The sequence below is a fragment of the Rhizocola hellebori genome (genome assembly GCF_016862955.1).
In the GTDB taxonomy this organism is placed as follows: domain Bacteria; phylum Actinomycetota; class Actinomycetes; order Mycobacteriales; family Micromonosporaceae; genus Rhizocola; species Rhizocola hellebori.
Genome location: NZ_BONY01000072.1, coordinates 1 through 20,706, shown reverse-complemented (window position 1 = coordinate 20,706; position 20,706 = coordinate 1). Strand labels below are relative to the sequence as shown.

The window sequence follows — 20,706 nt, the reverse complement described above, 5'->3', positions numbered from 1 at the left end:
CCGCCTGGACGCCTGCTTTTACAGGTATTGCCCGGTATTGGTAACCGTATCTATAGAGCGACCTGATTCCGTCCCCTTGCCGCCTGAGACCAGGGTGCGGATGTAGACGATGCGCTCGCCCTTCTTGCCGGAGATGCGGGCCCAGTCGTCGGGGTTGGTGGTGTTGGGCAGGTCCTCGTTCTCCCGGAACTCGTCGAGGCACGCGTCCAGCAGGTGCTGCAGGCGCAAACCCTTCTTGCCCGAGGAGAGGAATTCCTTGATGGCCATCTTCTTGCCGCGGTCGACGATGTTCTGAATCATCGCGCCCGAGTTGAAGTCCTTGAAGTACAGCACTTCCTTGTCACCATTGGCGTAGGTGACTTCGAGGAACCTGTTCTCCTCGGTCTCGGAGTACATCCGCAGCACCACCGCGTTGATCATCGCGTGAACGCAGGCCTCCGCGGAGCCTCCGTGCTCGGCGATGTCGTCGGCGCTGAGCGGCAGATTGGTGAGGATGTATTTGCTGAAGATGTCCTTGGCGGCTTCAGCATCGGGCCGCTCAATCTTGATTTTGACGTCGAGGCGACCCGGGCGCAGGATGGCCGGGTCAATCATGTCTTCACGGTTGGAGGCACCGATGACGATGACGTTCTCGAGACCTTCCACACCATCGATCTCGCTGAGCAGCTGGGGAACGATCGTGTTCTCCACATCGGACGAGACGCCGGAGCCGCGGGTGCGGAAGACCGAGTCCATCTCGTCAAAGAACACGATGACCGGCGTGCCCTCGGAGGCCTTCTCCCGGGCGCGCTGGAAGATGAGCCGGATGTGCCGCTCGGTCTCGCCGACGTATTTGTTGAGCAGCTCAGGGCCCTTGATGTTCAGGAAGAAGCTGGTGTGCTTGTCCTGGCCACGGCTCTCGGCGATCTTCTTGGCCAGCGAGTTGGCCACCGCCTTCGCGATCATGGTCTTTCCGCAGCCGGGAGGCCCGTAGAGCAGAACGCCCTTGGGCGGCCGCAGGTGGTGCTCGCGGAACAGGTCTGCGTGCAGGAAGGGCAACTCCACCGCATCGCGGATCTGCTCGATCTGGTTGGTCAGGCCGCCGATGTCGTGGTAACCGACGTCGGGAACCTCCTCCAGCACCAGCTCCTCGACCTCGCTCTTGGGGATGCGCTCATACGCATAGGACGAACGCGGCTCGATCATGAGCGAGTCACCGGACCGCAGCTGCGATTCGATGAGCGAGTCGGCGAGGAACACGATGCGCTCCTCGTCTGCGTGCGAGATAACCAGCGCGCGGTCGCCGCCTTCAAGGATCTCCTTGAGGCCGACCACTTCGCCAACCCGCTCGAACCCGAACGCGTTGACGACGTTGAGTGCGTCGTTGAGCAGAACCTCCTGCCCACGCTGCAACCGCTCGACCTCGATCGAGGGCGACACGGCCACCCTGAGCTTGCGCCCGCCGGTGAAGACATCCACCGTGCCGTCATCGTGACGGGCGAGGAAGACACCGTAACCGCTTGGCGGCTGTGCCAGGCGGTCGATCTCCTCCTTGAGGGTGACGATCTGGGCGCGCGCTTCTTTGAGCGTGGCGACCAGTCTCTCGTTGTTGTCGGTCAGCCGCGCCAGCTGTGCCTGAGTCGCGGCGAGCCGCTCCTCCAGCTGACGAACATGCCGCGGACTCTCACTGAGCTTGCGCCGCAACAGGGCGAGCTCCTCCTGCAGGAACGCGACCTGCGTGGAGAGATCGTTGGCTTCTTTCTCCCACCGTGCTGCGCGCGCATCCGCGTCATCGCTGCGTGCCACGTCCCACCTCCCCGGGGGCTTTTCCTGCGCTGAGTCCTGCCTTGTTGGACCCCGCGTCAGGCTGCTCTTAACACTAGCTGCTCTTGGCCCTCAGGTAACCCTCCCGACACCCCGTGAGTGCAACAACCTGGCCACGGTACTGTCGTGGAGTGACCGAACTTCGTGTCCGCGTGGATCAGGACCTGTGCACTGGTGACGGGCTGTGCGTGCAATACGCCCCCGAGGTTTTCGAGTTCGACGTGGACGGGCTTGCCTACGTGAAGAACGAAACCGGCGAAATGCAGCTCGCGGCGGGTGCATTGGTCGAGGTGCCTGCCCATTTGCGGCTCGAAGTCATCGACGCGGCCGTCGAGTGCCCCGGGGAGTGCATCCACCTCCACCGCGAGCAGGACTCTCATCAGCTCAGTGAAGAAGAGCGCGCTCAAGTCCGGGTGGAGATATCGACGCGCGCTTAAAGTAACGGGCGTCCGGCTAGCGAGGCGACCAGCGAAGCGAATTCTTCGAGCCGGCTGATCTGGCCGGGGCCGCCGTCTTCCAGGGTTTTGCCGAAGCGCAGCGCGTCCTGGCGGATGTGGGCGCGGTGGTCGTCGCCGGGATGACCGTTGCCGGATTCGTCAAGGGAACTGAGCAGCAGGTACACGTCGACACTGTCTACTCGCAACTGATTGCTGGCGGTGCGGGTGAGCCTTCGGCGGCAACCCACCTCGATGACCACCGAAAGTGGCACAACGCGCAGCGAGGACACCATCGAACCGGAAGGCCCGTCGCCGGGGCCCACATCCTCGCCGTGCCAAAGCAACAGACGGGATCCATCGCAGACGACAACCTCCTGCCACACCCCGTTGTGCTCGTTGACGAAGCGCTCCAGGGTGAAGCCCAGCACCTGCGAGCCCGCCAGCACGCCACTCAGAACGTCCAGCGCCACCTCGGGATCGCGCAAATAGGCTCGGGCGGCCGATTCCAGGTCGGGATAGGGCGACCAGTCCGGAAAGACCGAGGGAATCATCACGACTGCTCCCCTCCGGCAGCCGCCAACTTGCGCGCCTGGTAAGCCTCCGCTCCCTTGCTCGGCTTACGGCGCCGGGGCGGGGCGGTCACGCCCGGCGCGAGCCGGCGTGACCGCACGAGGAACGCCGTGTGGGCGATCATCCGGTGGTCGGGCCGCACGGCCAGGCCGTCGGCGTGCCAATCTCGTACCAGCGACTCCCATGCGTAGGGCTCGGTGAAACAGCCGCGCTCACGCAGCGCCTCGACCAGATCGGAGAGCTGGGTGGTGGTCGCCACATACCCGATGAACACGCCACCGGGCAACAGAGCGCGCTCAACCAGGTCAAGCGCGGCATATGGGGTGAGCATGTCGAGAATGATGCGGTCGAAGCCGGTCTCGGCGCAGTCGGAGACGTCGCCCACCTTGAGATTCCACGCCGCGGGCGCCCCGCCGAACCAGGCTTCCACGTTCTTGCGCGCCACCGCGGCGAAGTCTTCGCGAAGCTCATAGGACCACAGCTCGCCGCCGTCGCCCACCGCGTTGAGCAGCGAGCACGACAGCGCCCCGGAACCCGCGCCGGCCTCGAGAACCTTCGCGCCGGGGAACACGTCACCCATCGCCACGATCTGCGCCGCGTCCTTGGGATAGATGACCTGGGCGCCGCGCGGCATCGACAGCACATAGTCGGCCAGCAGCGGCCGCAGGGCCATGTAGGCCGTGCCGTTGGCCGAGGTGACCACGCTGCCGTCGGGCAGCCCGATCAGATCGTCGTGCGCCAGCGCGCCGCGATGGGTGTGGTAAGCCTTGCCAGGCTCCAGAACGATGGTGTGCATCCGCCCCTTGGGGTCGGTGAGCTGCACCCTGTCCCCCACCTCGAAAGGCCCTCGCCGCCCCATGTGCTACCGCCTGTTCTGCTCCGGGTCCAGCACCCTGACCACGTCCATGATGGTCACCACTCCGACGACATCATCCCCGGCCATCACAAGGTAAGGCCTGTCCGGGTCCCCCCGCAGCAGCTTGATCACGTCTGCGCCGCGTGCCGAGGCCGGGATGGTGGCCACCGCGTCGATGCCGCGGGCCAGGGTCTCCACGGTCACCCAGGGCCGGCGCTGGTCGGGCACGGCGGCGGCCGCGGCGGGCACCACCAGGGCGATGAGGCGGCCATCGGGGTCGGTGACACCGAGCGCCGCCTGGGTCACGCCCGCCTCCTCCGCCCGGCGCAGCGCCTCGGCCAGCGAGGTCCCGGAGGGTACCGAGAAAATCGGACGGGCCAGCTGAACCGGGTCGACCATCGGATAGCGCGCTCGCACCTTCGCGGTGAGCACCGCCGTCGTCGCGCCGCGCCAGATGGTGAAGGCTATCCAGGCGCCGATCAGCAGCGAGAACACGGAGTCGTACCAGCCCTGAAGGAACAGGGCCACCGACGCCGCGCCGGTGAGCACCGCGACCACCCGGCCCGACCAGCCCGCCACCTTCAGGCCGCGATCGCGGTCGCCGTTGACCGCCCACACCGCCGCGCGCAGGGCGCGGCCGCCGTCGAGCGGCCAGCCGGGCAGGGCGTTGTAAACGGCGACGATCAGGTTGGCCACCGCGAGCTGAGCAGCGATCTTGTCGCCGATCGTGCCCTCGGGCAGGGTGATCGCCGCGATCGTGCAGCCTATTCCCAGCACGGCCGAGACCCCGGGCCCGGCCAGCGCGGTGGCCAGCTCCACCCCCGGACGCGGCGAGTCCTGGTCGAATTCGGTGTAGCCGCCGAGCAGGTCGAGGGTGATGCCCCGCACGCCCACCCCGAAACGGCGGGCGGTCAGCGCGTGACCGAGCTCGTGTAGGAGAACCGACAGCAGCAGCCCGGCCACGAAACCCATCCCGGCCAGGTAACGGACCGCGCCGTGCAGACCCAGCGTGTCACCGAGGATGTCGCTGTAGAACAACACGATGAACAGGGCCAGGAAGACCCAGGAGCTGGTGAGCCGCAAGGGAAACCCGAGCACCCGCCCGACCTGGAACCCCGCCGGCCGGTAATCGTCCCCGGACGCGTTGCTCATGAAAGTGGCTCCATACGCGACCATGCTACGGCCCCGATGTCGTAGGGCTGTCCTAGCCTGTTGCCATGACCGAAGCTGCGGCCGCCACTGTGGCCGGTATCGTCCCCGACGAAACGGCGGAAGTGCGACGCCTGCCCTCCCTGTCCCCCTCGCGAGCGGCCGACTTCAAGACCTGCCCGCTGCTGTTCCGTTTCCGCAGCATCGATCGCCTCCCCGAGCAGCCCAGCGCCGACCAGGCGCGGGGCACGCTGGTCCATGCCGTGCTGGAGAAGCTGTTCGACCACGCCTCGGCGGAACGCACCGAGGCCACCGCGGCCGCGCTGATCGCCCCGCAGTGGGAGCGGCTGGCCGTCGAGCAGCCCGAGCTGGCCGGGCTTTTCGCCGATGGCGAAAGCGATCAGCTCGCCGGGTTTCTGGCGTCGGCACGCGAGCTGCTGGGCGGCTACTTCAGCGTGGAGGATCCGCGGCGGCTCGACCCTGCCGAGCGGGAGGCGCTCATCGAAGCGACCATCGACGATCAATTGCTCATCCGGGGGTACGTGGACCGCCTCGACATCTCCCCCGCCGGCGATCTGCGGGTGGTCGATTACAAGACCGGCGGTGCGCCAAGGGAGGCCTTCGAAGCGCGGGCCCTGTTCCAGCTGAAGTTCTATGCGCTGGTGCTGTGGCGCACCCGCGGTGTGGTGCCCCGGGTGCTCAGATTGCTCTACCTCAAAGACGCCCAGGTCTGCGACTATTCGCCCGACGCCGAGGAGCTGGTCAGCTTCGAGCGCACGCTGATAGCGCTGTGGCGGGCCATCGAGGCGGCGACCGCCGCACAGGATTTCCGCCCCAAGCCCAGCAAGCTGTGCGCCTGGTGCAGCCATCAGGTGCGCTGCCCGGCGTTCGGTGGCGAGGTGCCGCCCTTCCCGCAGCAGCTGACCGTCGCCACCGCCGACAGCCGCCAACTCCGCCTCGACGGCGTCCAGCAGCCCTAAGCACCCGCATCCGCATTGCCGCGCCGGTGTCTGGACTGAGCGATCATGAAGCCGCTCTCTTTGGCTTCATGATCGTGAGGGAAGACAGCGGCTTCCAGGCGGCAATGCCGCGCGTTGCTTCGCACGCGCCATATACCCTGCCTACGTGGCTATCCCCTCTTGGCTTTCGCCGATGCTGCGCACGACGTGGTGGACGACGTGGCGTGCTGACGCTGCGCTGGCCGCCGGCGTGCTGGCGGTCGAGCTGATGATGTGGGTGGCCGGCCCCGACGACTGGTACGGCGGTCCCGGCCCGTGGCTGCCGTTCTGGATAGCGCTGACCTTGACCCCGATCGTCATCCGCCGCCGATGGCTGTGGGCCGCGGTGGCGGCGACCGGGGTCTTCATCCTCCTGGGCGTGCTGGAGCAGGACCTGTGGGCGGCCCAGGGCGTCGCGCTCTACGTGCTGGCTTACACGCTGGCCGCCTACGAAACCTGGTGGCGGGCGGTGGTCGGCAGCGCGCTGTTGTGGCTGGCCAACGATCTGGCCTTCCTGGCGGCGGTGCGCAACGGCGCTCTCAACGGTCACGACGGCCAGCCACTGATCTCCACCTCGGCTGGGATGCTCGTCAATCTGGTGATGATGGTGGTGCTGTTCCTCATTGGACGGACCATTCAGGCCAGACGCCTTGCCGCGCAAGCGCTTCGGGAGCGGGCGTCCGCCGCCGAGGACGGCCGGCAGGCCCACGCCGAGCAGGCCGTGGCCGAGGAGCGCCGCCGGATCGCGCGCGAGCTGCACGACGTGGTGGCCCATCATGTGAGCGTCATCGGGGTGATGGCCACCGGCGCCCGGCGCGTGCTCAAGCACGACTACGACGCGGCCGAGCAGGCGCTGAGCACCATCGAGCAGACCAGCCGCACCACGCTTCGGGAGCTGCGCCGGCTGCTGTTCCTGTTGCGGGTGGAGTCGGAGGAATCGCAGCTGACCCCGCAGCCAGGGCTGGGCGGAGTGCGGGCGCTGGTCGAGCAGGTCCGCGAAGCGGGTCTGGCGGCGACGCTTCGCGTCGAAGGGGAGCCCGCCGAGCTCGATCCGGGTGTCGCGCTGACCGCCTACCGCATCGTGCAGGAGGCGCTGACCAACGCGCTCAAGCACGCCGGGCACGCCACCGCCGAGGTGCGCATGGCGATCCAGCCGGACCTGCTGACGATCGAGGTGTTCGACACCGGCCATGGCCCGCGCGAAGGCATGATGCCCGGCCACGGCCTGCTCGGCATGCGAGAAAGGGTGGCCGTTTACGGCGGAACGCTGCGAACCGGGCCCCGGCCCGGCGGCGGCTTTCGGGTGTACGCCAAAATTCCCTTGGAACCTCTGACAACCGAGGTAGAAGTGGGGGCGGTGGTGTGAGGCCGATCCGGGTGCTGCTCGCCGACGACCAGCAGTTGCTACGCACCGGCTTCAAGCTGGTGCTGGGCACCGAGGCCGATCTGGACATCGTCGGCGAGGCGACCGACGGCGTCGAGGCCGTCGAGATGGCCCGGCGGCTGCTGCCCGATGTGGTGCTGATGGATGTGCGGATGCCGCGCCGCGACGGGGTCGCCGCGACCCGCGAAATCGTGAACCTCAAACTTCCGGTAAGGGTCCTCATCCTCACCACCTTCGATCTGGACGATTACGTCGTCGGCGCCTTGCGGGCGGGCGCGAGCGGGTTTCTGGCCAAGGACGTTCCGGCCGAGGAGCTGGTCACCGCGATCCGCACCGTCGCCGCGGGCGAGGCCGTGGTGGGCCCGCGCATTCTGCGCCGCCTGCTCGACCGCTTCGCCACTCTGCTTCCCGACCCCACCGCTGTCCTGCCCAACCAGCTCTCGTCGCTGACCGAACGCGAGACCGAGGTGCTGATTCAGGTCGCCAAGGGACTGTCCAATGCGGAGATAGCCCAGGCGCTGACAGTCAGCGAGACGACAGTCAAGACCCATGTGGGACACATGCTGACAAAGCTGGGCTTGCGCGACCGGGTCCAAGCGGTGGTACTTGCCTACGAAACAGGCTTGGTCAAGCCGGGGGCTCCTTCTTAAGGAGGAGCGCTTCCCCCACAGGGCCTAGGCCAGAACCGTGCTGCGGTCTGAGGGTCAGCTGAAAAGCCGCTGTCACGCTGAGTGGCATGAATTCGCCTATGAGCGCCGCCGCACGTGCGGTGGATGTGTGGAAGGTATATGGCGTCGGGGAGGCGCAGGTCATCGCGCTGCGCGGGGTGAGCCTTGAGGTCGAGCGGGGAAAGTTCACGGCCATCATGGGTCCTTCCGGCTCGGGCAAGTCGACGCTCATGCACTGCCTGGCCGGGCTGGACTCGGTCACCCGGGGCCAGGTGATGATCGGCGAGGCCATGGTGACCGGGCTGTCCGATGCCGGGCTGACCAAACTGCGCCGGGAAAAGGTGGGCTTCATTTTCCAGCAGTTCAACCTGTTGCCGACGCTGACCGCCGAGGAGAACATCCTGCTGCCGCTGGCGATTGCCGGGCGCAAGCCGGACCAGGAGTGGTACCAGACTGTGATCAACACGGTGGGTCTGGCCGATCGGCTCAGCCACCGCCCGAGTCAGCTGTCCGGTGGACAGCAGCAGCGGGTGGCGTGCGCGCGGGCGCTCGCCTCGCGGCCCGAGGTGATTTTCGCCGATGAGCCGACCGGCAACCTCGACTCGCGTTCCGGCGCGGACATCCTGTCGTTCCTTCGCCGCAGCGTCTCCGAGTACGGCCAGACCATCGTCATGGTGACCCACGACGCCAACGCGGCCTCGTATGCCGATCGGGTGGTGTTCCTCGGCGACGGGCGGATCGTGGACGAACTGCATTCGCCGACCGCGGAAGCCGTACTCGATAAAATTAAGAGTCTCGATCTGACGGTCGGAGCGCCGGAATGATAAAAGCTAGCCTGCGCGGGCTTTTGCAGCGCAAGCTGCGCCTGGCTCTTGCGGTCATCGCCATCGTGCTGTCGGTCGGTTTCCTTTCCGGCAGCATGGTTCTGAGCGACACGCTCAACGCGCGCTTCGCCGGATTGTTCGCCACCATCAACGAGAACGTCGCGGTGCAGGTCCAGCCGACCAAGGAGTCGGACAACGGCGAAAGGGTGCTGCTGTCCGCCGCCGAGCTGGAGAAAATGTCCAAAGTGGACGGTGTGGACAAGGCCAGCGGCGAGGTGAGCGGGCAGGGCGTGGTGCCCTTCCAGTCCGACACCGGCGACGAGGTGACCACCCAGACCACGATCGCCGCGGGCACCGACGGACGCGACCCCCTCGGCCTGGTCGAGCTGCGCGAAGGCGACTGGCCGCACTCCGCGGACGAGGTGGCCATCTCCGCCAACACCGCCAAGCTGGCCAAGGTGAAGCGCGGCGAGCAGCTCAAGATCTTCGTGCCGCAGCTCGGCGAGCCCAAGAACTATCGCGTCAGCGGCATCGTCGGCTACTCCGGCGGCCGCGATTCGCTGGCGGGAGAGGCGCTCATCCTCTTCGAGCTCGGCCACGCCCAGGAAATGTTCTACGGCAAACGCGATGTCTTCGCCAACGCGTCGTTCAGCGCCAAGGACGGGGTGACCCACGAGGAGCTGAAGAAGCGCATCGAAGCGCAGCTGCCGGCCGGGTTCAAGGCGCTCACCGGCGAGGAGGTGACCGAACAACAGTCCAATGTGCTCGGTGACCAGTTCAGCGTCTTCCAGATCATCCTCACCGCCTTCGCCATCATCGCGGCGTTCGTCGGCATCTTCCTCATCTACAACACCTTCAACATCATTGTGGCGCAACGCTCCCGAGAGCTGGCCCTGCTTCGTGCCATGGGCGCGGGCTGGGGTCAGGTGGTGGGCTCGGTCATGCTCGAGGCGCTCATCGTCGGCGGGGTCGGGGCGACGCTCGGTCTTGCCCTCGGCGCGGGCGTCGGGGCTCTGGTCGAGCGCATGCTCACCAGCGGCATCGGCCTGGGCATCGAAAGCGCCGGGATCGTGTTGTCGCCGTGGGCGGTGCTGTGGTCCTACGCGATGGGCATTCTGGTCACCGTCATCGCGGCCTTCGTACCGGCTATCAAAGCCTCGAGCGTGCCGCCGGTCGCGGCCATGCGCGAGGTGGTCCGGCCGGACAAGTCGCTGGTGGGTCTGACCATTACCGGCAGCTGTTTCCTGGTACCAGGATTGGCGCTAGTGGCATTGCCATTGCTGGCCAGTGTGCCGCAGAGCACGCTCATCCTGGCCGCCGGCCTGGGGCTGGTCTTCATCGGCGTCATGCTGCTCTCCCCCATGCTGGCCAAGCCGGTGGTCCGGTTGCTGGGCTACCTCGTGGGATGGGGCCAGGCGGGCAAGCTCGGCGTGCGCAACTCACTGCGCAACCCGCGCCGCACCGCGGTCACCGCCATCTCCCTGATGATCGGTGTCACGCTGATCAGCGCGGCGGCCACGGTCACCGAGTCGTTCAAGACGAGTCTGGAGAACGACATCGGCCGCTATGACGTGGCCATCATCGTGCTGGGCCCCAACACCGCCCCGCCCGATGGGCGCACCGGGTACAACCCAACCGCCATGGACAAGGTGAGCCAGCTGCCGGGGGTCACCGATGTCGCCTCGTGGCACATCACGCTCAACGGCGCGCTGGGCGGCCAGCCCTACCCGGGCCTGGCGGCCACGGATGTGGCTGTGGCGCAACGCATGTGGAAGATGGAAACGATCGAGGGACGGCTGGGCAAGCTGTCGCCCAACGAGTTCGTCATCGACGACAATCTCGCGAAAGACCGCGGCTGGAAGGTCGGCGAGAAGGTCAAGGTGCGCATCGAGGCGGTGGAGCGCGACTACACGCTGGTCGGCATCTACAAGGCGACGCCGACGGTCTCGGGTCCGCTGCTGGCCGAGGCGGCCGTCGACGACTTCGCCGGGGGCCTTGCCTACCAAGGGTTCGTGTCGGTGTCGCAGGGCACGGACGTGGCCGCGACCGTGGCCTCAGTCGACAAGATCATGTCCGATTATCCGGGTGTGACCGTGGGCGACATGTCGGCGTTCCTCAAGCAGTTCAACCAGATTTTCGACTTCCTGCTCCGGGCGATCACCTTCCTGCTGGGGGTGGCGCTGATCATCGCGCTGCTGGGCATTCTCAACACGCTGCTGCTGAGCATTGTCGAGCGCACCCGCGAGCTGGGGCTGGTTCGCGCGATCGGGTTGAGCCGCGGTGCGGTGGTGCGCATGGTCGGGGTCGAGTCGATCCTGATCGCCGTCTTCGGCTGCCTGCTCGGGCTCGTGGTCGGGGTCGGGTCGGGGGCGGCGTTGTCGCAGGCGCTCATCGAGGCCGACTTCATGACCACCATCGTGCTGCCGTGGACCAACCTGATCGCCTATGTGGTCACGGCCATCCTCTTCGGGGTGTTCGCCGCGGTGGTACCGGCGTTGCGAGCGGCGTTCCTGAACGTTCTCGACGCTATCGCCTACGAATAACCGTTTTTGCCCGAATAAGCCCTCATCACGGCTTATTCGGGCAAAATCACCCCCATGACGATGACGCCTGCCGCCCGAGCGGTCGAGGTCTGGAAGGTCTACGGCACGGGCGAAGCCCAGGTCCAAGCGCTGCGGGGGGTCTCCGCCGAGTTCGAGCGGGGCAAGTACACCGCCATCATGGGCCCATCGGGTTCGGGCAAGTCCACGCTCATGCACTGCCTGGCCGGGCTCGACACCGTCAACGCCGGCACGGTCTACATCGGCGAAACCCAGGTGACCGGGCTTGGCGACGCCGGGCTGACCAAGCTGCGGCGCGAAAAAGTGGGCTTCATCTTCCAGCAGTTCAACCTGCTTCCCACGCTGACCGCGGCGGAGAACATCACGCTCCCGCTCGCGATCGCCGGGCGTCAGCCCGACAAGGCCTGGTACGACACGGTGATCCTCACGGTCGGGCTGGGTGACCGGCTGCATCACCGGCCCAGCGAGCTGTCCGGCGGCCAGCAGCAGCGCGTCGCGTGCGCCCGCGCGCTGGTCTCCCGGCCCGAGGTCATCTTCGCCGACGAGCCGACCGGCAACCTCGACTCGCGTTCCGGGACAGACGTGCTGAACTTCCTTCGCGACTCGGTGCGCCAGCACGGTCAGACCATCGTCATGGTGACCCACGACCCGAACGCGGCCTCCTACGCCGACCGCGTGGTCTTCCTCGCCGACGGGGAAATCGTCGACGAGATCCTCTCCCCCACCGCGGACAGCGTGCTGGACCGCATGAAGAAGCTGGATCGCAATGCTTAAGGCGATGCTGCGCGGTCTGTTCGCGCACAAGCTGCGGCTCATCCTCTCCGCGCTGGCGATCATCCTCGGCACCGCGTTCATGTCGGCCGCTTTCGTCAGCGGCGACACCATCTCCAAGGGCTTCACCGACCTGTTCTCCACCATCAACGAGGACATCGACGCTCAGGTCACCGCGAAGAGCGACGTGCCGTCGCTGGAGGGCGGCGGCGGCGAAGCGCTGGTCACCAAGGTCGTGCCGCAGGATGTCGCGGACAAGCTCAAGGGCCTCGACGGCGCGGAAAGCGTGACGCCGCAAGTGGTTTCCGACGGCGCTCGGGTCATCGGCAAGGACGGCAAGGTGGTTGCCTCCAACGGCCCGCCTCGCCTGGGCGGCGCCTGGCCGGCCAATATCAACGAAGATCCAAACCTTGAGCTTCGTCTGGGTACCGGGCCAACCGCCCCGGATCAGGTGGTGCTCAGCGCCAACCTGGCGAAGTCGGCCGGGGTGACGGTCGGCGACAAAGTCGAGATCATCACGCTGCAGCCGCGGCGCACCTTCACCGTCTCGGGCATCTCCGGATACAAAGGCGGCCGCGATTCGCTCGGCGGAGAAACCTTCGTCTACTTCACCCTGCCGGTGGCCCAGGAGCTGATGCTGGGCACGACCGGCGTCTACTCCAATGTGGACATCAAGGCCGCCCCGGGCGTGAGCCAGGAAACCCTCAAACAGCGCGCCCAAGCCGTGGTCGGCGACGGCTACACCGTGCGCACCGGCGAGGAAACCTCCCAGGAACAGGCCAGCGGGATCCAGAGCTTCCTGTCCATCTTCTCCACCGGCTTGGCGGTCTTCGGGTTTCTGGCCCTGTTCACCGGCGCGTTCCTCATCTTCAACACCTTCTCCATGCTGATCGCCCAGCGCACCCGGGAGCTGGCGCTCTACCGGTCGTTCGGGGCCAACCGGGGTCAGGTGCTGCGTTCGGTGTTGCTGGAGTCGCTTCTGCTCGGCCTGGCCGCATCGATCGTCGGCCTGCTCATCGGATTCGGGCTGGGCTGGCTGCTCACCCGTTTGCTGCGCTCCACCGGATTTCCGGGCGGGGCCTTGGTCATCTCGCCGTGGGTCGTCATCGGCACCCTGTTCGCCGGCACCATCATCACGGTGCTCTCCGCGCTCGCTCCGGCGCTGCGCGCCTCCCGCGTCGCGCCCATCGAGGCGATGCGCGACGCGGCGAAGCCCGACAAACCGTTGCGCCGCTTGACCACATTTGGCCTCATCCTGATGGCGGTCGGGATCGCGCTGCTCATCCTCAAGGGCACCAAGACACTCGAGGACAACGTCCTCACCCTCGGCGGCGGATGCCTGTTCATCTTCATCGGCGCGGTGATGGTCGCGCCCGCGCTCAGCCGCCCGATCACTGGCACCATCGGCAAACTGGTCGACTGGGCCACGCCGGGCCGGCTCGGGGTGCGCAACACCGGCCGCAATCCGCGCCGCACCGCGCTCACCGCCGCCGCGTTGATGATCGGTGTCACGCTCGCCACGGGCGCCGGGGTGTTCGCGTCGTCGGTCAAGGCGGGCCTGAGCGACATCTTCGCCAGCGAACTGAACGCCGACCTCATCCTGCAGACCGACTTCACGGCCGGCCCGACCGCCGGATTCCAGCCCGCCCTGATGGACCAGGTGCGCCAGATCCCGGGCGTGAGCACGGCCGCCGCGCTGCAGACCGATGGCGTGAAGCTGGCCAACCGGGACGAGTTCGTGGTGGCCACCGACGCCAAGGCCGCGCAGACCCTGTTCACTCTCGAGCCACGCGAAGGCGAGATCCGTGAGCTGAACTCGGGCGAGATCATCCTCAACGACGGCTTCGCCACCAAGACCGGGCTCAAAGTCGGCGACACCGCCACCATGCAGACCGCGCGCGGCGAGGCCAAGGACCTCAAGGTGATCGGCATCCTGGCCTCGAGCCAGGTGGTGACCAACCCGCTGATCAGCCCGGCCGACGCCAGCGGTTTCCGCTCGCCACTGGCCCAGCAGGCCTACATCAAGGTCACCGATCCGGCTCAGATCGAGCCGGTCCGAACCCAGCTCAAGACCCTGGTGGCCGACAATCCCGAGGTCAGCGTCTCCGACCCGTCGGCGCAGATCAAGCAGGCCACCACGTTCCTGGACCTGATGCTCAACGTGCTCAACGTGCTGCTCGGCCTGACCATCCTGGTCGCTGTGCTCGGGGTCATCAACACACTGCTGCTGTCGGTCTTCGAACGCACCCGCGAGCTGGGCCTGCTGCGCGCCATCGGCATGAACCGCAGCCGGATGGGCTGGATGATCACCGTGGAGGCGGTGCTCATCTCCGTCTTCGGCGCTCTGCTCGGGATGGTGCTGGGCACCGCGCTCGGGATCACCCTGGTGAAGATCTTCGGCGGGAACTTCCTCAAACTCACCATCCCGTGGGGGTACCTCATCGCCACGCTCGTGCTGGCCGTCATCGCGGGTCTCATCGCCGCGCTGCTTCCCGCCTGGCGCGCGGCGCGGCTCAACGTCCTGCAGGCCATCGCCTATGAATAAGGGTTGACCCTGAGGCTCGGGTGAGGGTCACCCCGCGCTTAAAGAACCGGGTCCGCTCGCCCGCTGGACCGACGTTTTCCTCCTTGCCCGCATTGAAGATGGGTTCACTGGCCTGCTCTGCGACGAACGGGCCAGTCCATTTCGGTACCCGGCAAAGGATTGATCATGACTATTGCGGCACCAGCCCGGCAGATCACCGCAGCGGCCGCACGCGCTGACGGCGTCTGGAAGGTCTACGGCACTGGCGAGGCCCAGGTGGTCGCGTTGCGTGAAGTGAGCGTGGAACTGCAGCGCGGCAGATTCACCGCCATCATGGGACCCTCCGGCTCGGGCAAGTCCACCTTGATGCATTGCCTGGCGGGCCTGGATTCGGTGACCCGAGGGCAGGTCTACGTTGGCGACACCCAGCTGACCGGCCTTAACGATGCGGGCCTGACCAAGCTTCGGCGCGAGAAGGTGGGTTTCATCTTCCAGCAGTTCAATCTGCTGCCGACGCTGACCGCCGAGGAGAACATCCTGCTGCCGTTGGCGATCGCGGGCCGCAAGCCCGACCGCGCCTGGTTCCAAACGGTGATTGACACGGTGGGTCTCGGAGACCGGTTGAGCCACCGGCCTTCCCAGCTCTCCGGCGGGCAGCAGCAGCGGGTGGCCTGCGCGCGGGCACTGGTCTCGCGTCCGGAAGTCATCTTCGCCGACGAGCCGACCGGAAACCTGGACTCACGTTCGGGCGGCGAGGTGCTCAACTTCCTGCGCCAGTCGGTCATCGACCACGGCCAGACCATCGTCATGGTGACCCACGACGCGACCGCCGCCTCGTTCGCCGACCGTGTCATCTTCCTGGCCGACGGCAGCGTCGTGGACTCCCTCGACGACCCGACCGCCGAGCGTGTGCTGGACACCATCAAGCGCATCGGAGCTGATCACTGATGCTCCGCGCCACGCTGAAAAGCCTTCTGGCACGCAAGCTCCGGCTGATTCTCTCCGGGCTCGCCGTGCTGCTCGGCGTCATGTTCGTTTCCGGCTCGTTCGTGCTGACCGACTCGCTCGGGCGCTCATTTGACAACATGTTCGCCAACTCTCTTTCCGGTACCGATGTCATCGTCACCGCCGACCCGGCCATCAATGTGTCCGAAATGGAGGGTGAACCGGTCCCGGGCATGCTCACCTCCGCCGACCTCGCCGCCGTGCGCGAGACAACCGGTGTCGCCCAGGCCATCGGCGATGTGCAGGCCGACGGCGCCCGTGTCATCGGCGCCAACGGCAAGGTCGTGGCCACCTTCGGCCCGCCGCGTTTCGGCGGCAACTGGACGGGGGAGGTCGGCGGCCGTGAGCTGCGCGAGGGCGTTGCGCCCAGCGCCGCCAACGAGATCGTGGTCAACGCGGCCCTGGCCAAGAAGGCCGGCATCAAGGTCGGCGACCAGGTCGGCGTGCTCACCACCCAGCCGAAGCAGACCTTCAAATTGGTCGGCATCTTCGGGTACGAGGGCAGGCTCGACAGCCGGGGACCGGTCACCGAGGTCCTGTTCACCGAACCGGTCGCGCAGAAACTCATGCTCGGCAAGGAAGGCAAGTTCACCAGCATCTCGGTGACCACGGCCGGCGGATCCGACCCGGTCGCGGTTCGTGACGCGCTGAAGACCAAGCTGGGCAAGGGTTACGTCGTGCAGACCGGCTCTGAGGCCGCGGCCGCGATCGCGAGCGGATTCAAGGAAGCCTTGGACGTCTTCAACAAGATTCTCCTCGGCTTCGCCGGTGTGGCCCTGTTCGTGGGCATCTTCCTCATCCTCAACACCTTCTCCATCATCGTCGCTCAGCGCACCAAGGAACTCGCCCTTTCCCGGGCCCTGGGCGCCAGCCGCGGGCAGATGATCGGCTCGGTACTGGTAGAGGCAGTCGTGATTGGACTGATCGCGTCGGTGCTCGGCCTGGCCGCCGGCTACGGCGTGGGAGCTCTGCTCTCCCAGCTGTTCGCCAGCTTCAGCGAGGTCCAGCTGGCCGGGGTGGGCCTGCCCCTCGCGGCCGTCATCAGCGCCTTCGCCGTGGGCCTCATCGTCACCATCATCGCCGCGATCATGCCGGCCATCCGCGCTTCGCGGGTGCCCCCGGTCGCTGCGCTGCAGGAGGTGGCCACTCCCGACCGTCCGCTGACCAAGCTCACGGTTTCGGGTGCGATCATCACCGCCATCGGCTCGGGCCTGATCGCCTTCGGCATCGCGGAAAACGTGTGGCTCATGTTCGCCGGCGTGCTCACCGCCTTCATCGGGGTGGCTCTGCTCAGCGCGTTCCTGGCCCGGCCCGCGGTTTCCGTGCTCGGCCGGGTCTTCTCCTGGTCCGTTCCGGGCAAGCTGGGCCGGCTCAACTCCGGCCGCAACCCGCGCCGCACTGCCATCACGGCCGCCGCGCTGATGGTCGGCATCGCCCTCGTCACCGGGGTCAACACCATCGTCACCTCGGCCGAAAAGAGCCTGCGCGGCTCGGTGGCCGAGGAGTTCCACGCCGAGCTGATCGTCTCCGGGCAGGGCAGCCCCGGCCTGCAACCCACCTTCGATGGCACTCTACTGCCGCGAATGAAGCAGGTCCCCGGGGTCACCGCCGTCTCCGCCGAATACGGTGACCAGGCGATGATCGATGGCAAGCCCGGCTGGGTCAGCGTGAACACCGACTTCCCCGCCGCGGTGAAGATGTTCTCCCTTTCCCCTGTCGCCGGCTCGCTGGCCCAGCCCGGACCGGACGAGGTCATCGTCGACGACGACTCCGGCCATCACCTCAGCGACGTGATTTCCGTCCAGCACGCCAACGGTTTGCAGAAGACCTACACCGTCACTGGTGTCTACAAGCAAGGCGAGATCTACGGTGGCATGGTCTTCGGCTCGGGCGCGATCGAAGGCATGCGCCAGCAGTTGCCCTCGATGGCCTTTGTCGACCTGTCCGACAACGCCAACGAGGCCGCCGCCCGCAAGTCGCTGGAGGCGCTGCTTGTGGACAGCCCCGAGATGCTCGTGCAGAACGCCGACGAGTACCTCGACGCCCAGTCGGCCGAGACGGCTCAGTTCCTGCTGATGATCCAGGTGCTGCTGGGCCTGGCCATCCTCATCGCCGTGCTGGGCGTGGTCAACACGCTGGCTCTGTCCGTCCTGGAACGCACCCGCGAGCTGGGTCTGCTCCGCGCGATCGGCCTCGGCCGCATGGCCACCATGCGGATGATCACGGTCGAGGCGATGGTCATCACCGTGTTCGGCGCCGCGTTGGGCCTCGCCGTCGGCGTCGGCCTCGGCACGGCCGTCGTCCGCGGGCTGGCCGATGAAGGCCTCAAGGAAGTGGTCCTGCCCTGGGAACAGATGGGAATCTATCTGGTCCTCGGTGCCGTCGTCGGAGTCATCGCGGCGATCCTGCCCGCGATCCGCGCCGCCCGCACCAACGTCCTGGCGGCTATCTCCTACGAATAAGCCCATTGTGGGGGAAGAGCGATCCGCGGAGCCCGCCTGCTCCGCGGATCGCCTTTTTCATGTCTCAGAATTCAGTGCACAGGAATGTTTGCACTCAATGCCTCTGCGCGCTAGTTTCAAAGCATGAGCAGTCGTCCATCGACACAGATCACCTTGGATGCGCGCAACCTGCGGGGCATCGCCCATCCCGTGCGGGTGCGCATTCTCACCGCTCTGCGCACCGATGGGCCGGCGACCGCTTCGGATCTGGCCCGTAGCTTGAATCTGAACACCGGAGCCACCAGCTATCACCTGCGCCAGCTGGCGCAACACGGCTTCGTCGTCGACGAACCTGTTCGGGGCATACGCCGCCAGCGTTGGTGGCGGGCCGCGCACGACAACACCTCTGTGCCCGCGAATGAGGTGGGCACAACATTTCTGCGGACTCTGGCGCAGGTATGGTGCGACTCCATGTTCCGTGCCATCGACGCCACGCCGAAGCTTCCGGCGCGCAGACGCGATGCTCAGGATTTCAGTGACTACGCGCTTCGGCTGACACCGGCGCAGGCGCGACGGCTCATCGAGCAGATTCATGGCATCCTGCGGGGCGTTGCCGATGAGCCCGGAGGTGTCCCGTACACAGTGCAGCTTCAAGTCTTTCCGACGCCCCCGGCTCCTGAGGGTTGAGATGTCGGCTCAGCCACCACCGCGATCCTTCCGCGGGCTTGTCGGCGTGCTCAGCGCCTACGCCACTTCCCTTTCCGCCAACCGCCTGCTGTCCATCGCGGTCCCCTGGTTCGTCTACACCACCACCGGCAGCGCGGCAAAGACCGGCCTGATTGCGTTCTGCCAGATCACGCCCTTCGTCATCACCCAGGCGCTGTCCGGCCCCATCATCGACCGCATCGGCCCGCGGCGCATCAGCATCGCCGGCGATGTCGTCTCGATGCTTGCCATGGTCGCAGCCACTCTGCTCTATGCGGTCGACACGCTGCCCCTGTGGGGGTTGATGGTGCTGCTGGCTTTCGCGGGAGCCGCAGACGGCCCAGCGGTCGCGGCCAAAGCGGTTTTCGTTCCCTCAGTGACACGGGCCGCCCGCGCACCCCTCGAACGCGGCACCGGCCTCGTGACGACGGTGGAACGGTCTGCGACCGTGATCGGCCCACTTATCGCGGGCTTCGTGGTGGCGGCCTTCGGCGGTGTTCGGGCACTGCTTTTCGCCGGGGCACTGTTCGGCCTCGCCGCTCTCGTCACCGCAGTCACCTTGACCGACCCCAAGCCCGATCCCGGCGAACCTGCCCACGCGCCGGTGGGCGGATACGTGGCCCAGTTCAAGCAGGGGGCCACCTTCCTGCACCGCGAGGGCTTGCTGCGCACCATCGTCGTCATGCTCATAGCCACCAACTTCCTCGACCAGGCCTTCATGGCGGTGTTGCTCCCGGCGTGGGTGCAGCGTTCCGGCCACGATGCGGACACCTTCGGGTTCCTGGTGAGCACCTTTGGCGCGACGTCCATCATCGCGTCGCTCCTGGCCGCCGCGTACGGTGACCGGCTCCCCCGCCGGGCCGTATACCTGATCGGTTTCACCATCGGCGGCATCCCACGTTTCGCTGCAATGGCGCTCGGGCTTCCGCTATGGGCGGTGGTGCTGACGTTCGCCATCGGCGGCCTCGGTTCCGGATTCATCAACCCGATCCTCGGGGCGGTCAACTACGAACGCATTCCCGCACCGCTGCTCGGACGCGTGCGTACCCTCACGAGCGCTCTGTCATGGTCAGGCATCCCGTTCGGCGGGCTGTTCGCCGCCGCTATGATCACCGCGTCGGGCGTCACTGGGGCTCTATGGATCGTGGGTGCGGCCTATTTCGTCGCCATCGTCATCCCGGGCCTGAGGCCAGAGTGGTCGCAGATGCGACTGTCCACAACAGACATACCTGCGCAACGGCCGGGACCGCCTTCCGATCACGGCTCACCGGGTCACCTCACAAATGATCATTTCGGCGGAACTTCCTAGCCTCTTTTTTGTCTTACCCCTCTTCTATTTTGTTTCCATGAACGCGGGGGCGATCGATGAGCTGATTGCACAGAACCGGGTGGTGGCCCGAGAAAACGCCCGGCTGCTTTCTCTGGTGCGGCAGGTCTTCGACTCCGCACCAGATCCGCGCTTCGGCGTGGACGAGGTCGCCTTCGCCCTGACCTGGACCAAAGCCGCCGCCGACGCCCAGCAAAGCTTGGCCCACTACCTCATCACCGGCCTGCCCGACGTGTTCACCGCCCTGCACTGTGGCGACATCGATGTTCCCAAGGCCCGCGTCTTCGCCGACACCTTGCACGCCCTCGACCCGGCGGTGGCCCAACACGTCGCCAGCCTGGTGCTGCCCGTCGCGCCGCAGAAAAACACTGTCCAGTTACGCGCCATGCTGCACCGCCGCGCCCTAGCCGCCGACCCTGACCACGCCCGCAAACAACGCACCCAAGGCGTCCGTGAACGCCGCGTCATCGTCGAACCCGCCCCCGACGGCACCGCCCGGTTGACCGCGTTGGGGCTACCACCAGAGCGCGCCCAAGCCGCGTTCGAGCGCATCACCGCCATCGCGAAGGCCCACAAACTGTCCGGGGCGACCGCCACCATGGACCAGCTACGCACCGACGCCCTGCTCGACCTCCTCGAAGGCCGACACATCGATGTCACACCAGGCCCACGGCGCGGCGTGG

At 66.8% G+C, this 20,706-nt stretch carries 17 protein-coding genes; 13 read left to right on the top strand and 4 right to left on the bottom strand.

The features are described from left to right. Positions 1 to 18: 18 nt before the first annotated feature. A complete protein-coding gene (arc, locus tag Rhe02_RS38125; RefSeq protein ID WP_203913348.1) occupies positions 19 to 1,785 on the bottom strand; it encodes a proteasome ATPase in 1,767 nt (588 codons plus the stop codon). A 149-nt stretch (positions 1,786 to 1,934) separates the two neighbouring features. Between arc and Rhe02_RS38120 the strand changes: the two genes are divergently transcribed. Then, complete coding sequence (locus tag Rhe02_RS38120) at positions 1,935 to 2,240, top strand: ferredoxin (RefSeq protein WP_203913347.1); 306 nt, start codon at positions 1,935 to 1,937, stop codon at positions 2,238 to 2,240. Here Rhe02_RS38120 and Rhe02_RS38115 read toward each other — a convergent pair. From Rhe02_RS38115 to Rhe02_RS38105, 3 genes are read right to left on the bottom strand one after another with little or no spacing between them, the layout of a single operon-like run. Then, entirely contained in the window at positions 2,237 to 2,791 is a 555-nt protein-coding gene (locus Rhe02_RS38115) for a hypothetical protein (RefSeq protein ID WP_203913373.1), read from the bottom strand. The two genes, Rhe02_RS38120 and Rhe02_RS38115, sit on opposite strands and share 4 nt — an antisense overlap. Continuing rightward, positions 2,791 to 3,669, bottom strand: a complete 879-nt coding sequence (locus Rhe02_RS38110; RefSeq protein WP_203913346.1) for a tRNA (adenine-N1)-methyltransferase — start codon at positions 3,667 to 3,669, stop codon at positions 2,791 to 2,793. Before Rhe02_RS38110 ends, Rhe02_RS38115 begins: the two co-directional genes overlap by 1 nt. Positions 3,670 to 3,672: 3 nt before the next feature. Further along, a complete protein-coding gene (locus tag Rhe02_RS38105; protein ID WP_203913345.1) occupies positions 3,673 to 4,818 on the bottom strand; it encodes a M50 family metallopeptidase in 1,146 nt (381 codons plus the stop codon). A gap of 65 nt (positions 4,819 to 4,883) precedes the next feature. Between Rhe02_RS38105 and Rhe02_RS38100 the strand changes: the two genes are divergently transcribed. The 12 genes from Rhe02_RS38100 to Rhe02_RS38045 form a co-directional block, all read left to right on the top strand. Then, positions 4,884 to 5,795, top strand: coding sequence for a RecB family exonuclease (locus Rhe02_RS38100; RefSeq protein ID WP_203913344.1), 912 nt, complete (start codon positions 4,884 to 4,886; stop codon positions 5,793 to 5,795). A gap of 145 nt (positions 5,796 to 5,940) precedes the next feature. After that, positions 5,941 to 7,179 (top strand): sensor histidine kinase, encoded by a 1,239-nt coding sequence (locus Rhe02_RS38095; protein WP_239124322.1) that lies wholly within the window; start codon positions 5,941 to 5,943, stop codon positions 7,177 to 7,179. Further along, on the top strand, positions 7,176 to 7,847 hold the full coding sequence (locus tag Rhe02_RS38090; protein WP_203913343.1) for a response regulator: 672 nt from the start codon (positions 7,176 to 7,178) through the stop codon (positions 7,845 to 7,847). The genes Rhe02_RS38095 and Rhe02_RS38090 overlap by 4 nt, the downstream gene beginning before the upstream one ends. 86 nt (positions 7,848 to 7,933) lie before the next feature. Continuing rightward, positions 7,934 to 8,689: an ABC transporter ATP-binding protein gene (locus tag Rhe02_RS38085; protein ID WP_203913342.1), complete on the top strand. Its 756-nt coding sequence runs from the start codon at positions 7,934 to 7,936 to the stop codon at positions 8,687 to 8,689. Next, positions 8,686 to 11,232, top strand: a complete 2,547-nt coding sequence (locus Rhe02_RS38080) for an ABC transporter permease (RefSeq protein WP_203913341.1) — start codon at positions 8,686 to 8,688, stop codon at positions 11,230 to 11,232. The genes Rhe02_RS38085 and Rhe02_RS38080 overlap by 4 nt, the downstream gene beginning before the upstream one ends. A 54-nt stretch (positions 11,233 to 11,286) precedes the next feature. Next, on the top strand, positions 11,287 to 12,024 hold the full coding sequence (locus tag Rhe02_RS38075) for an ABC transporter ATP-binding protein (RefSeq protein WP_203913340.1): 738 nt from the start codon (positions 11,287 to 11,289) through the stop codon (positions 12,022 to 12,024). Next, complete coding sequence (locus tag Rhe02_RS38070) at positions 12,017 to 14,566, top strand: ABC transporter permease (protein ID WP_203913339.1); 2,550 nt, start codon at positions 12,017 to 12,019, stop codon at positions 14,564 to 14,566. Before Rhe02_RS38075 ends, Rhe02_RS38070 begins: the two co-directional genes overlap by 8 nt. A gap of 165 nt (positions 14,567 to 14,731) precedes the next feature. Continuing rightward, positions 14,732 to 15,493, top strand: a complete 762-nt coding sequence (locus Rhe02_RS38065) for an ABC transporter ATP-binding protein (protein WP_203913338.1) — start codon at positions 14,732 to 14,734, stop codon at positions 15,491 to 15,493. Beyond that, positions 15,493 to 18,012, top strand: a complete 2,520-nt coding sequence (locus Rhe02_RS38060) for an ABC transporter permease (RefSeq protein WP_203913337.1) — start codon at positions 15,493 to 15,495, stop codon at positions 18,010 to 18,012. The genes Rhe02_RS38065 and Rhe02_RS38060 overlap by 1 nt, the downstream gene beginning before the upstream one ends. A gap of 123 nt (positions 18,013 to 18,135) precedes the next feature. Beyond that, positions 18,136 to 18,678, top strand: coding sequence for an ArsR/SmtB family transcription factor (locus Rhe02_RS38055; RefSeq protein ID WP_239124321.1), 543 nt, complete (start codon positions 18,136 to 18,138; stop codon positions 18,676 to 18,678). A 1-nt stretch (position 18,679) separates the two neighbouring features. Beyond that, entirely contained in the window at positions 18,680 to 20,005 is a 1,326-nt protein-coding gene (locus Rhe02_RS38050) for an MFS transporter (protein WP_203913336.1), read from the top strand. 37 nt (positions 20,006 to 20,042) lie between these two features. Further along, the coding region (locus Rhe02_RS38045; protein ID WP_203913335.1) for a DUF222 domain-containing protein at positions 20,043 to 20,706 on the top strand (664 nt) is incomplete at its 3' end.

Coding starts and splice junctions, on each gene's coding strand:
- Rhe02_RS38115 (WP_203913373.1), bottom strand. CDS start 2,791: ATGATTCCCTCGGTCTTTCCGGACTGGTCGCCCTATCCCGACCTGGAA.
- Rhe02_RS38110 (WP_203913346.1), bottom strand. CDS start 3,669: ATGGGGCGGCGAGGGCCTTTCGAGGTGGGGGACAGGGTGCAGCTCACC.
- Rhe02_RS38105 (WP_203913345.1), bottom strand. CDS start 4,818: ATGAGCAACGCGTCCGGGGACGATTACCGGCCGGCGGGGTTCCAGGTC.
- Rhe02_RS38100 (WP_203913344.1), top strand. CDS start 4,884: ATGACCGAAGCTGCGGCCGCCACTGTGGCCGGTATCGTCCCCGACGAA.
- Rhe02_RS38085 (WP_203913342.1), top strand. CDS start 7,934: ATGAATTCGCCTATGAGCGCCGCCGCACGTGCGGTGGATGTGTGGAAG.
- Rhe02_RS38080 (WP_203913341.1), top strand. CDS start 8,686: ATGATAAAAGCTAGCCTGCGCGGGCTTTTGCAGCGCAAGCTGCGCCTG.
- Rhe02_RS38075 (WP_203913340.1), top strand. CDS start 11,287: ATGACGATGACGCCTGCCGCCCGAGCGGTCGAGGTCTGGAAGGTCTAC.
- Rhe02_RS38070 (WP_203913339.1), top strand. CDS start 12,017: ATGCTTAAGGCGATGCTGCGCGGTCTGTTCGCGCACAAGCTGCGGCTC.
- Rhe02_RS38065 (WP_203913338.1), top strand. CDS start 14,732: ATGACTATTGCGGCACCAGCCCGGCAGATCACCGCAGCGGCCGCACGC.
- Rhe02_RS38060 (WP_203913337.1), top strand. CDS start 15,493: ATGCTCCGCGCCACGCTGAAAAGCCTTCTGGCACGCAAGCTCCGGCTG.
- Rhe02_RS38055 (WP_239124321.1), top strand. CDS start 18,136: ATGAGCAGTCGTCCATCGACACAGATCACCTTGGATGCGCGCAACCTG.
- Rhe02_RS38050 (WP_203913336.1), top strand. CDS start 18,680: ATGTCGGCTCAGCCACCACCGCGATCCTTCCGCGGGCTTGTCGGCGTG.